Annotated in this window: 12 protein-coding genes and 1 tRNA gene; 10 read left to right on the forward strand and 3 right to left on the reverse strand. The window is 58.1% G+C overall.

Annotation, left to right across the window (positions count from 1 at the left end):
* A partial coding sequence (locus B071_RS0105595) for a cache domain-containing sensor histidine kinase (protein ID WP_438829599.1) occupies positions 1–1,129 on the reverse strand: 1,129 nt, incomplete at its 3' end.
* A gap of 260 nt (positions 1,130–1,389) precedes the next feature.
* On the opposite strand from B071_RS0105595, the gene B071_RS0105600 reads away from it, so the two are divergent.
* From B071_RS0105600 to B071_RS0105625, 6 genes are all read left to right on the forward strand, one after another.
* Positions 1,390–1,710, forward strand: coding sequence for a hypothetical protein (locus B071_RS0105600; protein WP_018526126.1), 321 nt, complete (start codon positions 1,390–1,392; stop codon positions 1,708–1,710).
* Positions 1,711–1,813: 103 nt separating this feature from the next.
* A tRNA-Asn gene (locus B071_RS0105605) sits at positions 1,814–1,886 on the forward strand.
* Positions 1,887–2,150: 264 nt separating this feature from the next.
* Positions 2,151–3,242 carry a DUF3798 domain-containing protein gene (locus B071_RS0105610; RefSeq protein WP_438829600.1) on the forward strand — a complete coding sequence of 364 codons (1,092 nt, stop codon included), beginning with the start codon at positions 2,151–2,153 and terminating at the stop codon, positions 3,240–3,242.
* 129 nt (positions 3,243–3,371) lie between these two features.
* On the forward strand, positions 3,372–4,949 hold the full coding sequence (locus B071_RS0105615) for a sugar ABC transporter ATP-binding protein (RefSeq protein WP_040587509.1): 1,578 nt from the start codon (positions 3,372–3,374) through the stop codon (positions 4,947–4,949).
* Positions 4,946–5,989 (forward strand): ABC transporter permease subunit, encoded by a 1,044-nt coding sequence (locus B071_RS0105620; RefSeq protein ID WP_018526129.1) that lies wholly within the window; start codon positions 4,946–4,948, stop codon positions 5,987–5,989. The genes B071_RS0105615 and B071_RS0105620 overlap by 4 nt, the downstream gene beginning before the upstream one ends.
* 164 nt (positions 5,990–6,153) lie before the next feature.
* Positions 6,154–7,254, forward strand: a complete 1,101-nt coding sequence (locus tag B071_RS0105625; protein ID WP_438829601.1) for an ABC transporter permease subunit — start codon at positions 6,154–6,156, stop codon at positions 7,252–7,254.
* Positions 7,255–7,303: 49 nt separating this feature from the next.
* Here the strand turns inward: B071_RS0105625 and B071_RS0105630 are convergent, their stop codons facing one another.
* Positions 7,304–8,419 (reverse strand): 4Fe-4S binding protein, encoded by a 1,116-nt coding sequence (locus B071_RS0105630; protein WP_245534058.1) that lies wholly within the window; start codon positions 8,417–8,419, stop codon positions 7,304–7,306.
* Between the two features lie 33 nt (positions 8,420–8,452).
* Positions 8,453–9,478 (reverse strand): LacI family DNA-binding transcriptional regulator, encoded by a 1,026-nt coding sequence (locus B071_RS0105635; RefSeq protein ID WP_026245016.1) that lies wholly within the window; start codon positions 9,476–9,478, stop codon positions 8,453–8,455.
* Between the two features lie 146 nt (positions 9,479–9,624).
* Here B071_RS0105635 and codB point away from each other — a divergent pair, with 146 nt between their 5' ends.
* From codB to B071_RS19845, 4 genes are all read left to right on the forward strand, one after another.
* Entirely contained in the window at positions 9,625–10,863 is a 1,239-nt protein-coding gene (gene codB, locus B071_RS0105640) for a cytosine permease (protein ID WP_018526133.1), read from the forward strand.
* Between the two features lie 43 nt (positions 10,864–10,906).
* On the forward strand, positions 10,907–12,166 hold the full coding sequence (codA, locus tag B071_RS16125) for a cytosine deaminase (protein WP_018526134.1): 1,260 nt from the start codon (positions 10,907–10,909) through the stop codon (positions 12,164–12,166).
* Positions 12,167–12,225: 59 nt separating this feature from the next.
* Positions 12,226–12,768: a nitroreductase family protein gene (locus B071_RS0105650; protein ID WP_026245017.1), complete on the forward strand. Its 543-nt coding sequence runs from the start codon at positions 12,226–12,228 to the stop codon at positions 12,766–12,768.
* A gap of 272 nt (positions 12,769–13,040) precedes the next feature.
* A partial coding sequence (locus B071_RS19845) for a 4Fe-4S binding protein (protein WP_438829602.1) occupies positions 13,041–13,566 on the forward strand: 526 nt, incomplete at its 3' end.

Raw genomic sequence — 13,566 nt, forward strand, 5'->3', positions numbered from 1 at the left:
GGATTCCGCCGATCATCTCCCGGAGAACCCCCAGGAAGGTATTGAAGTTACTCGATATCTGGCCCACCTCGTCGCGGCCACTCACCTCAAGCGCAACCCGCAGGTCGGCCTCGCCNTGGGCCACATCGTCCAGACTCAGGGCCACGGCGCGGATGGGCTTTGCGATTCTCCCTGCCANAACCCAGGCCGTAAGGGCCAGCACGATCAGGGCCAGCAGAAAGATCGTGGTGATGATCCCCGTGAGTTCCTGGACGGGGGCGTTCAGGTCCGCCATGGGAAGGATATAGACCACGCTCCACCGGGGGGAGCCGATGACGGGGGAGAAGATCCCCAGATTTCGCTGGCCCCGGAGGTTGGTGAAGTACCCGGCCCCTCGCTCGCCCCGGGTCACCCCCCGGCCGATCTCCTCCATGCCCGGCCAGTCCGGGGCATCGGTGATGTTCAGGCTCATCACCACTGCCCTGTTGGGGTGACCGATCACCACACCGTCGCCGCCGATTACCGCTCCGTATCCACTCTCACCGAAACTCATATTACGGGTAAGTTCACTCAGGACATCGAGCGAAACAGCCGCTCCTGCAACCCCGACGATATTTCCCTGATCATCCTTCACGGCATANGCGATGGCCATGATGGCTTGCCCCGTAGAGGCGCTTTCCAGACCGTTGCTTATGGCATATTCCGCCCCGTCCAGAATTTCCTGGACATACCGGCGAGAGAGCAAATTCCCCCGGAATCCGTCGCTGGAGACAGCCTGACCCCGGGTATCCGCAAAGAAGACGTTCTCGTGCTCCGGGTGGAGGGTTCCCTGGCGACCTTCCAGATATCGGCCAATCTCTTCGATATCACCGGTACGGATGATGTTGAGACTGCTCCAGCCCCTCATCTCCTGGATGTGCCCCTCGAGCCAGCGCTGCACCTCGGCGCTGCGGGCCTCCACGATCTGNCCTGCCATCTCCATGACAGTTCCACGCTGAACGGTGCTCACCCGCCATACCAGAACCGCACCCAGGGTNATAAGGAGAAANACCGCCGTCCCCCCAAAGAGGGCGACCATGCGAAGCCGCAACGAGCGGAATCCTCTGCCNGCGGGGCGAACCCCGTCGGAACGTCCCCGGAGAGGAGTCATTTTTATCTTCCGTGCAACCGATAGTACCTTCACTGAATATCTCTCACCTTGACCGACTGTATATGGAACCAGTGTGGAACCTGTCTTATGGAAGCAAACACTAGAGGATTGGGGAGATATTTCTCGTCCTGAATTATCGGCAGGGCCGTATTTGCCCGTGTCGCCCCCCCGGAAGCATCTCCCCCTGGAATCTCCCCAATTACCACGACACAGAACATCCCGGCTTTGCAGATTTGGGCGGTATATCGTAGAATAGGTACATGACACCGCAAGCCTACTTGACTACACAGGAGCTTCACGAGATCGTCCGTTCCTCCGAGTCGGAACGGTATACGGGCCCCACCGTCACCTACGAGGGGTCCGTACGGAAACACCCCTACGACGAGACAAAGTTTCTCCTTATCACGTCTCCAGGGGAGAGCCCGTCGCACTTCTACGAATTCCGTATCCGCGACCTGGCGCGAACGCGCAAGGTCTACCAACTCGTCACCGAGGAGGGCGACACTCTTCAGATCGTTCAGGTAGAGATCCGTGCAGGGAGCCACGGGATCGAGATGATCCCCTTCGAGGCCCGGCCCTGAGCTCCCCCGCTCATCCCTCAACGGAGGCCAAAACGCAAAAACCGCCGACATACGGCTTGACACAACCGGGGACTACCGATATATTCCCTCCAACATCGTTTGATCCCCTGTAGCTCAGTTGGTAGAGCGGGTGACTGTTAATCACCTTGTCGTTGGTTCGAGTCCAGCCGGGGGAGCGTCCAGGCCTGTCGGTACATCGTATCGGCAGGCTTTTTTTGTCCCCGCTCCTCAGGAGATCTTCTCTCACCGAGCAGGGCTGTAGGCGGGCCGGGATTCCCTGCCCCCGCTGGTATGCGTCAAAATGAATAAAAAATGAATAATTTTCACCGGATTACAATACAGTACCTACCCAAAGTCAACACCTTACAGTAGAATATCGAATCAGATCCCCGTTTTAACGGGAGAAAAAGGAGACCTGCATGAAAAGAATCTTTGGTTTTATGGTCCTCGTGGCCCTTGCAACCCCAACGGTGTTCGCCGGAGGCCGGCAGGAGGCGTCAGCCGACGCCTGGAAAGTTGGTATTCTTACCGGAACGGTAACGCAGAACGAAGAAGAATATCGCATGGCAGAGCAGATGCAGCGGGAGTTCGGCGCCGAGCATATCGAGATCCGGACCTATCCCGATCGCTTCATGCAAGAGCAGGAGACCACCATCTCCCAGATGATGGCCCTGGCCTCGGATCCCGCNATGAAAGCAATCGTGATGGTCCAGGCCGTTCCCGGCACCGCCGCAGCGGTAGACCGGGTTCGGGAAGTCCGCCCCGATATCCTGATCATTCTCGGCGCACCCCAGGAAGATCCCGACCTGATCGCACGCCGGGGTGACATCGTCTTTGACACCAACAATATCGGTCGGGGATATCAGATCGTCGATCACGCCAAAAACATGGGTGCCGAGACCCTGGTCCATTACAGCTTTCCCCGCCACATGTCCATCGAATTCCTGGCCCAGCGCCGGGACCTGATGAAAGAGCGGGCAGAGCAGTTGGGCATGCGTTTTGTCGAGGTGGACGCACCGGACCCCACNGGTGATGCCGGCGTACCGGGAACGCAGCAGTTCATTAACGAGGACGTCTCCCGTCANGTGGCCCGGCTCGGAAAGAACACGGCCTTCTTCGGCACCAACTGCTCCATGATGGAGCCCCTGATCCGGCAGAGCGTCTCCAACAAGGCGATCTTCCCGGTCCAGTGCTGCCCCTCTCCCTATCACGCCATGCCCGGGGCTTTGGGCATCGAGGTACCCTCGGACAAGCAGGGCAACCTGGAGTGGATCATGGGTGAGATCGGCAACGCCGTGGCCGCCGCAGANATGCAGGGTCGTGTTGCCACCTGGCCTGCCCCCATCAACATGGCCATGATCCAGGCCGGAACCTACTACGCCGTGGACTATATCCAGGGGCGCACGTCGGGCAAGGTAGACGATGCAGCGATGCGACAGAGGTTCATCGACGTAACCGGTGGTGCTGACCTTTCCACCTACGGCGATCACTCCAACTTCTATCTCGTACTGCTCGATCATCACATTTTCTGATCCAGTGACAGTCTTTCAGTACCAGGCGGCCCCACGGGGCCGCCTGTGCTGAATCTATTTCCTTTCCCGGTGTGCCAGACAGCACCGACCATTGGGAGTTTTGCTTTGCAACGTCAACCTATACTCGAGATGAGCGGCGTCTCCAAGTCGTTCAACAAAAACGAGGTATTGTCAAACATAAACCTGTCGCTCGTCCCGGGCGAGATCCACGCCCTGCTCGGTGAAAACGGAGCCGGGAAATCGACTCTNATGAACATCCTCTTCGGAATGCCCGTGATCCATGAAACCGGCGGTTTCACCGGAACGATTCGGTTNGACNGTCAGGATGCGGTCTTCCAGAATCCCTCCGANGCGATGGAGAGGGGTATCGGCATGGTCCACCAGGAGTTCATGCTTATTCCCAACTTCACGGTATCGGAGAACATAAAACTGAATCGTGAGAAAACCCGCCCGAACGTTGTCAGCCGATTTCTGGGGAAAACCCTGGAGATCCTGGACTACAAGACCATGAACGCTGACTCCCGCCAGGCCCTGGACCGACTCAACATCGACATCGATGAGAAAGGCCCCGTCTCCCGCCTGCCCGTGGGGTATAAACAGTTTGCCGAGATTGCCCGCGAGATCGACAAGGACAACATCAAGCTCCTCGTTTTCGATGAACCTACGGCGGTCCTCACCGAGAGCGAGGCCGANACCCTGCTGGAGGCCATGAAAAATCTTGCCGCCTCGGGTGTGGCCATCCTCTTTATCACCCACCGGCTCGAAGAGGTCATGCGCATCNCCGAGAATATCACCGTACTCCGGGACGGGAAGCTCGCCGGCACCAGAAAAACCTCCGAAACCACCGTGTACGAGTTGGCAGAACTGATGGTGGGCCATCGGGTGGGGAAGCAGTTCGATAAAACGATCACCGACCACTCGAGCCGCGCCAAGGCCCTCTCGGTACAGGACCTCCGGGTTTTCATGCCGGGTGAGGAGGTCCGAAAGGTAAACCTCGACATCTACGAGGGCGAGATCTTCGGCATCGGAGGCCTTGCCGGACAGGGCAAGGTGGGTATCGCCAACGGGATCATGGGGCTCTACCCCGCCAAGGGATCTGTTCAGGTTTTTGGCGAAGCCCTGCCCCTCAACGCACCCCGCGCAGCTCTGCAACGGGACATCTTCTTTGTCTCCGAGGACCGCAAGGGAATTGGCCTGCTCCTGGACCTCTCGATTGAGCTCAATATCGCGATTCCCTCAATCGAGAACAAGCTCCGCTTTCTCCGTCGCATTCTGGGAATCAGCCAGGTCCAGTATGGCCAGGTCCGGGAAAACGCCCGAACCATGATAAAGGAACTGGACATCCGCTGCCACGGGCCAAAACAGCCTGTGCGCAATCTCAGCGGAGGAAATCAGCAAAAGGTCTGTCTTGCCAAGGCCCTGACCTTCGGGCCNCGAATTCTCTTTGTCTCGGAACCAACCCGGGGAATCGATATCGGAGCAAAAAAACTGGTTCTTGATACTTTGGTGAAAATGAACAAGGAACACAACATCACGATCATCATGACCTCCTCGGAGCTGGCCGAACTCAAAACCATCAGCGATCGCATCGCGATCATCGACAAGGGCGAGGTCGCAGGAATCCTGCGCTCCGATGACGACGACGTCAAGTTCGGCCTCCTCATGGGCGGAAAGCGTATTGAAACACTCGAGGGGAGCGCATCATGAAGGACCGAATTCTGGACGCTCTGAAATCTTTCGGCATTCCGAGAATCATCATTGTATTGTTTCTGATCGGCCTCTGGATTACCGCCTCGGCCGTGGGAATCCCCTTCTCCGACCTCCTCTACGATTGCGTGGTCAGGACCGGCATGTGGGTCATCCTCGTCCTGGCGATGCTCCCAGGCATTCGCTGCGGTATCGGCCTCAACTTCGGGCTCTCCATCGGAATTCTGGCGGGACTGGTGGGGATGCTCGTGAGCATTGAGACCAATTTCAGTGGCTTTGCAGGCTTCCTCATGTCCATCGTCTTTGCCATGCCCGTGGCGGTACTCTTCGGCTATCTCTACGGAATGCTCCTGAACCGGGTAAAAGGATCGGAGATGATGGTCTCCACCTATACCGGCTTCGCCATGGTCTCGCTCATGTCGATCGGCTGGCTGGTACTTCCCTTCAACGCGCCCGAAATGGCCTGGCCCATCGGAGTGGGGGTCCGCGTAACAATCAGTATCGAGCGGCGCTTCTCCCAGATCCTGAATAACTTCTGGAGTTTCAGGATCGGGAATCTGGCGATTCCCACGGGGCTCCTCCTCTTTATCGCCTTTGTCTGCTTTATCTACTGGTTTTATTTCCGCACCCGGAGCGGTTCAGCCATGCTCGCTGCGGGAGATAACCCCCGCTTCGCCGAATCCTGCGGCATCCCCGTAGACCGCTACCGGATCATGGGAACCGTCATGTCCACCGTGGCCGGCGCCGTGGGAATCGTGGTCTACGCCCAGAGCTTCGGCTTTATCCAGCTCTACCAGGCCCCCCTGATGATGGGCTTCCCTGCCGTGGCCTGTATTCTCATAGGTGGGGCAACCATCAAGAAAGCTACGGTCTTTAACGTTATTCTCGGCACCTTCCTCTTCCAGAGCATTCTGGTGACTGCCCAGCCTGTGGCAAACGAGATCGCCGGTAGCATATCAAACGTAGCCGAGATCACCCGCCTGATCATCCAGAACGGGATCATCCTCTACGCACTGGCTCAGACCTCAACCCAAGGGTAAGAATAATGGCAAGCAAATTTCGAATCGGATCGGCTGTTAAAACGTTTATAACCAATAACATGGTTATCCTGGTCTTCTCCTTTCTCTGCATCGGAGGGTTCTACATCTCGAACCTTTCGCTTCCCTTCTTCGTGAACGATCTGATCAGCCGGATCGCGCGGAACATGTTTATCGTACTGGCCCTGATCATCCCCGTTGTGGCCGGCATGGGGCTGAACTTTGCCGTGGTACTGGGGGCCATGGGCGCNCAGTTTGCCCTGATCATGGCCACCCACTGGGGATTTGCAGGGTTCATCGGGGTAATGGGGGCAATGGTGCTCTCTCTCCCCATGAACATCCTCTTTGGATACCTCACGGGGAAGCTCTTTAACCGCTCCAAGGGAAAAGAGATGATCTCCGGACTGATCCTGGGGTTTTTTGCCCTGGGAATCTATCAGCTCATCCTCCTGGTCTTTATTGGCACCATCATCCCCATGGATAATCCCGATATGGTCCTGAGCTCCGGCGTGGGCCTGCGGGTTTCCATCGATGTGATGGGCTTGAAGTACGGTCTTGATCATCTGTGGCAAATGAAGCTCTCCCACTTCACGCTCCTCTTCACGGCCACCACGATCGGGGTGAACCTCTTCTGGTACTTCCGCAAGGAACGGGTGCCCAAACGCNTGGTCTGGTCAGGCATCTCGGCACTCTTCTTTATCTGGGGTATGGCGGAGGTGCTGAGCCCCACCATAACCGGCAACCAGCGGGTNCCCATGGCNACCTTCGGCATGATCGGGCTGCTGTGCCTCTTCACCGCCTTTGTTCTACGCACAAAGCTGGGTCAGAACTTCAAGGCCGTGGGCCAGGACCAGCACATAGCCTTTGTCTCGGGGATCAAGGTAGACCGGATTCGCCTGATCGCAATCATTCTCTCCACCGTCTTTGCCGGTTTCGGCCAGATCATGTTCATCCAGAACATGGGAGTTTTCAGCACCTACGGTGCCCACGAACAAACCGGGTTGTTCGCCGTGGCTTCCATCCTTATCGGCGGGGCCACCGTGGCCAAGGCAAATATCGGCCACGCCGTGCTGGGAACGATCCTCTTTCACTCGCTTTTCATCATCTCCCCCCTGGCTGCCCAGACCCTCTTTGGCAACGCCCAGGTGGGTGAGTACTTCCGGGTCTTTCTCGCCTACGGCGTGATCGGCGCAGCCCTGGCTCTCTACGCCTGGAAAAAGCTCATGGCAGAGCGCGCTGCTTTCGAGGCGGCCGATTCCGCCTCCTGAGCACGACGACCCTGCCTCCCTGTGCCGGAGCCCGCGTCCGGCACAGGGGTTACTCCCAGCGGAGCTCGATCTTCTTCCCGGGACAGCGGGCCACACACCACCCGCAGCCGGTGCAGACCTCGGGATCAATCCTGATGCTCCCCTCCTCGATCCGACTGATGGCGTGGTAAATGCAGCCCTGCCGGCATNTCTGGCACGGCTCGNAGCAATCCCCGGTCAGGTGTGCCGCCAGAGGGGCCGGGCTTATATCCTCNAAGGGGCTCAAACTCTCCAGGGCACACCCCCTGATTCCTGCGTAGTCGTCGATCCCCCGGGCAGCAAGCCACGCCTCCAGGTCCCGGAGAATATCCGTTATTGCCCCGTAGCCCTGAAGCAGAATCACCGAGGCAAGCTGGACCGCCTGGGCCCCGAGCATGAGGAACTCCAGAACGTGTTCGTACCCCGCGATNCCCCCCACGCTACAAATCTGGAAAGAGGTGTGCTGTTTCAGCGTCGCCGTCGTGGCGAGAGCAACGGGCCGGATCTGCGGGCCCGTATACCCTCCGTAGGTAGGCATTCGGGCTTTTCTGCCCGTGATCCCCACTCCCGCCAGNCCCTTCAGCGCATCGATTGCACTCACGGCGGNTACTCCGGCATCGGCGATAGAGCGGGTAAAATCGGGTGAGATCGCCGCCTCGTAGGAGAGCTTCACCATAACCGGAATATCCACGGCGTCTACCACGGCCTGTATGAAATCATGGGTATGGGGAGAATGGTTGTGTATCGCCTGATTCCGTGTTCCTATCGGGGCAGAAATGCTCACCTCGATAGCGTCGGCACCCAGACACTCCACCTTCTGCGCGAGGTACGAGAGCTCCGATACCGACGATCCCCATATACTGAAGATCAGCTTTCCCTCCCCCTTGCGCACCCCCTCCACCTCGTCCTCCCACTGCTCCAGGTGCAGATGGGAATAGAGCTTGGTATTAAAGGTCCCGCCATCCCTGAAATACAGGCGGGGACAGATATTGTTATGGGCCTCGAGGGTCACCGTCTCGGTTATAACCGCACCGGCCCCTGCGTCAAAGCAGCGCTGAATCGAGGCCCCATCCCGTGCCCAGGGCCCCGCAGCAACGACAAGCGGATTTTTGAGCTGAACCCCCATGATCTCTACAGGCTTTGGCATGTTCCTTCCGTCCCCCCTTCGTCTGCCCTTCGTCTAATCGCGAGCCTCGTAAATATATTTTGTGTTTCCACAGGATCTTCTGATCTTGATCGTCGACTGCAGGATAAGCGTTCGGGGGACATCAGGAAGAAGCTCGCCCGTCTCTATCCTGTCGAAGAGCATCCGGGCTGCCACCATTCCCAGACGCAGCGCCGGTTGTTCCAGCGAGGTCAGNGCGGGGGCAACAATGGNACACAGATCTGAATCGGTCATGGCTGCCAGGGCAAGCCTCTCCGGAACGGGGACCGCCAGGTCCCTCGCAGCCTTCATGACACCAAAGGCCTGCTCGTGGCTTGCCGTGATCAGAGCCTGGGGAAGTTTCCCGTGCTCTATCAACTTTCGAGCGGCAAGGTATCCACCCTGAATCGTGGTCTCTGCGCGGTGAACGACCCCGGCGAACCCCCGCTCCCCCCGGGCGCGACAGAAGCCTTCCTCCAGAGAGAGAGACTCATAGTTTCCCGGGTTGTGGCAGAGCAGATCGATGGTCCGGTGTCCCAGCCCCNTGAGATGATCTGCGAGCCGCCCAAGCCCCTCCTCGTAGTCCAGGTAACAGTTCGCCTCGTTCCCGCCCGGAGCAACCTTCCCTACATGGACCGAGGGGACCGAAGNATCGGCGAGCATCCTCCGGGACTCACTTTCCGGCACTGGAGAGACCAGAATGATTCCGTCGACCCGGCGGGAGAGCATCATCTTCAGATACGTCAGGGTGGCACCGGGATCATTCCGGGTATTACAGAGAAAAACCGAAGATTCCTTGTTATAGGCCACGGTCTCGATCCCCGAGATGATCTTCTGACAGGTATTGCTCTCAATATTCGGTACCACCAGGGCGATGGTATGAGTTCTGGCACGATTGAGCCCCCGGGCGAACCAGTTGGGAGTATAGTTCTGCTCCCGCATGATCTCGAGAACCCGCTGGCGAGTCTCGGGAAGCACCTTTTCGGGATGATTCAGCACACGGGATATCGTTGCCACAGAGACTCCCGCCATTTCTGCTACACGTTTGATGTTCACACTCATACTACCCGTCCGCCAGAGTCAAGCATATCATCTATGACCGAAAAAGAAAGATCCCAGGAAATACATTGACAGCCGGGACATTCAACGGTATACGTAAAAGTGNGATGTAACTAGTTACATCAAAATACCGCCAGGAGGTTCCCGTTATGAACGATGCCACGCGAGATCATGTGGATTCCGATTATTCCCTGGAGATGGTTCCAGCCTCGGCCCGCAAGGGGTTCTGGCCCATGTTTGTAATCATGCTGGGNTTCACCTACTTCTCGGCCAGCATGAGTGTGGGAGCAAACCTCGGCAACGGTCTNGACTTCACGGGCTTCCTCTGGGCTATTCTTATAGGGGGACTCATTCTGGGGGCCTACACAGGTGTTCTGGCCTACATCGGAAGCACCACGGGGCTGAGCCTGGACCTGCTNGCACACCGCTCCTTCGGCTCGNTCGGATCCTATCTACCCTCGGCGCTCATCAGCTTCACCCAGATCGGCTGGTTCGGAGTTGGCGTGGCCATGTTCGCCCTTCCCGTGGCAGAGCTCCTGGGGATCAGCCCNGTCATTTTGCTNCTGCTGGCAGGAATCCTCATGACAGGCTCGGCTTACTTTGGAATCAAGGGGCTCGAGGTGGTCAGCTTTATCTCTGTACCCCTCATCACCGTCCTGGGTATCTATTCCATGGTGACGGCCACCGTTCACGGAGGCGGCCTGACGGCTATTTTCGCGCGCTCCGCCGGTGACCTCACCGTTTTTGCAGGCGTGGGCATGGTCATTGGATCCTTTGTAAGCGGGGGAACGGCGACGCCGAACTTTGTCCGCTTCGCCCGGACACACAAGATCGCCGTGGCTACCACCGTCATTGCCTTCTTTATCGGCAACACCCTGATGTTTGCCTTCGGAGCCGTTGGGGGAGCCTTCACAGGCATGGACGATATCTTCTACGTCATGATCGCCCAGGGTCTTGCCATGCCGGCGATACTGGTCCTGGGGGCAAACATCTGGACCACCAACGACAACGCCCTCTATACGTCGGGTCTGGGGCTCTCAAACATCACAAAAATCCGAAAGCGCCCCATGGTACTGATCGCAGGAGCAATCGGTACAGGGACGGCCATGTGGCTCTATTTCAACTTTATCGGATGGCTGAGTTTCCTCAACGCGACACTCCCCCCCGTGGGGGCGATCATCGCGCTGGACTTCTTTATGCACCGCGAGCGCTACGACAGGAACAAAGCCCCNGACCGTACCGTTAACTGGGGAGCGATCATCGGGGTTATCGCGGGGGCTCTGACGGGAAACTTCCTGAACACAGGGATCGCTGCCATCAACGCCATGGCAGTGGCCCTCGTCTGTTACCTCCTGGCGGACAAGCTCATCTACGCAAAAGAGGGCTAGGTTTCCCTGACAGCCCGGAGCTGCACAATGAAAGGCGGTCACCATGGTTATACGAGATGTCTACATAGAAAACGCAACGGAAGCGACTGATCTTCGTATCCGGGAGGGGCTCTTTGTCGAGATCGCTCCCGGCCTCGCCCCCGCACCCGGGGANGAGGTACTGGAGTGCGGGGGGAAGCTTGCCCTGCCCCCCTACGTGGAATCCCATATCCATCTGGACACCTGTCTCACCGCAGGCGATCCCGTGTGGAACCGGTCGGGGACCCTCTTCGAAGGGATCGAGTGCTGGAGCAAGAGGAAGGGAAAGCTCTCCCGGGAGGATGTGCGGGACCGGGTTACCCGGGCAGTCCGGAAGCAGGCATCCCAGGGTGTTCAGTTCATCCGGACCCACGTGGATATAACTGACCCCTCCCTGACGGCACTGGAGGCGATACTGGAGTTACGGGAGGAGCTGCGGCACCTTGCCGACATCCAGATCGTTGCCTTTCCCCAGGAGGGAATCCTGAGCTATCCCGGGGGGAAGGACCTGCTGAGGAAATCGATCGAGCTGGGAGCCGATGCGGTGGGGGCGATCCCGCACTTCGAATTTACCCGGGAATACAGCGTGGAATCGCTCAACTTCGCCATGGAGCTGGCCCAGAAGCACGACAAACTGGTAGACATCCATTGTGACGAGATCGACGACGAGTCCTCGCGGGGACTCGAGACGGTGGCCACACGAGCCCTGGAAATGGAACTCTACGAGAGAGTAACGGCGAGTCACACCACGGCCATGCACTCCTACAACAACGCCTACGTGACGCGGCTTATGCGGCTTCTGAAGATGAGCAAAATTAACTTCATCGCCAATCCTCTGGTGAATACCCATCTGCAGGGCAGGATGGACACCTACCCGAAGCGACGGGGTATCACACGAGTCCGGGAGTTGCTCGCCCAGGGAATAAACGTCGCCTTTGGAAACGACGATCTCTTTGATCCCTGGTATCCCCTGGGAAACGGCAACATGCGGGATGTGGTCTTTCTGGGGCTCCACGTGTGCCAGCTCATGGGGTACGACGACATCATGGAGGGCTACAAACTCGTTACAGAGAACGCTGCCAGAGCCCTCNATCTNGGGGANGACGAGTACGGAATAAAACCGGGAAACCCCGCCAGTTTTATCGTCCTCGATGCAGGGAACTACTACGACGCCCTCAATAACAATGCGGCCCTGCTCTTTTCCTTCAGAAAGGGCGAACTCATTTTCACCGGGTCATCGCCCTCGGGAACGCTCAATCCCCCGCTCCCGNTCCAGGGGAAGTGATCGACGCTCGCGCTGCCACGGGGAAGACCCCCGGGTCCTCTCCGTGGTACGNTTTTGATATGGACTACCTGCACTGGCTCCGAACCCGCCGGACAATCCGGAAGTATCAGGAAACACCTCTGAGCGAGTCTCACCAGGCTCTGCTTGAGGAAGCCGCCCTCCGGGCCCCTTCTTCACGATCCCTTCGACCCTGGGAGTTCATCGCTGTTACCGATCCCCCTANCCTGCGCAGCCTTTCCCGGGTCAANGCTCACGGAGCGGCCTTCCTCGCAGAAGCNCCCTACGCCATGGTATTTCTCGCCGACCCCGGCGTCTGCGATGTCTGGATCGAGGACTGCGCAATCGCCGCCTGGACCGTTCAGGCGGCAGCAGAAAATCTCGGTCTGGGAGCCTGCTGGATACAACTCAGGGAACGGGAAGACACCCGGGGCCGATCATCCCGCGACGCCGCAGCAGAAATNCTCAAAATTCCCGACGGCTACCAGGTCCTGGCCATCATAGCAGCAGGCCACCCGGCAGAATCTCTTCCCCCTCACCCCGAAACCTCTCTCCAACGGANCAAGATGCACCTGAACCGCTTCGGAACCCGGAAAAACGGGTGATCCCGCGACAGCCCGGGGCAAGGCGGANCGCCGATCAATCATGAATATATGNTATTGACAATATTTAAAAAGCAGGATATCGTGCCCATCATATGAAAAGCACGAAGAGCACTTCTTTNAAGNGTCGGTCGGTGAGAACGGGGAAACCCCGATNCCATATGAAGAAAAACCGGATTTTCTCACGCACCCGACGGGTGGCCTGGCTTCTGGTACCCATCCTCGCCCTGGGATCGCTCTATCAACCCCTGCTTGGCCTGGGCGTGGTGGGAATCATGATTATCATCGCCGGCACCGGCCTCTTCCGGGGAAGNTTTTTCTGCGGNCACCTCTGCCCCCACGGGAGCCTTTTCGACCGGTTCATGCTGCCCCTGTCGCTCAACAGAAAGTTTCCCTCCTTTCTGACCTCACCCGTGGCAAAGTGGGGATTTTTTACCCTTTATATGGTCATGTTTACCCTGCGGCTCGCCCGAATTCTGCCCTTCGTCGGGGACGGCCAGACTCTGGAACGCCTGGGAGCCCTCATGGGGATCCAGTATCTGGCGATGCCCACCGTTGTGGGCCTGACCCTCTCCTTTCTGAACCCCCGAACCTGGTGTACGGTCTGCCCCATGGGAACCTTTGGGGAAGTTCTTCACAAGACAGGAACAACCCTGGGAGCAAGNCGCACCCGGGACCGCCTGCTGACCATCACAGAGCCGGGAAAATGCATTTCCTGTGGAATCTGCGCGCGGGTCTGCCCTATGCAACTGACTCCCCACACCAACTTCAATCAGGCGGGTCAGTTCACCGATCCCGCCT

Origin of the sequence: Alkalispirochaeta alkalica DSM 8900 (assembly GCF_000373545.1) — a bacterium.
Classification (GTDB): domain Bacteria; phylum Spirochaetota; class Spirochaetia; order DSM-27196; family Alkalispirochaetaceae; genus Alkalispirochaeta; species Alkalispirochaeta alkalica.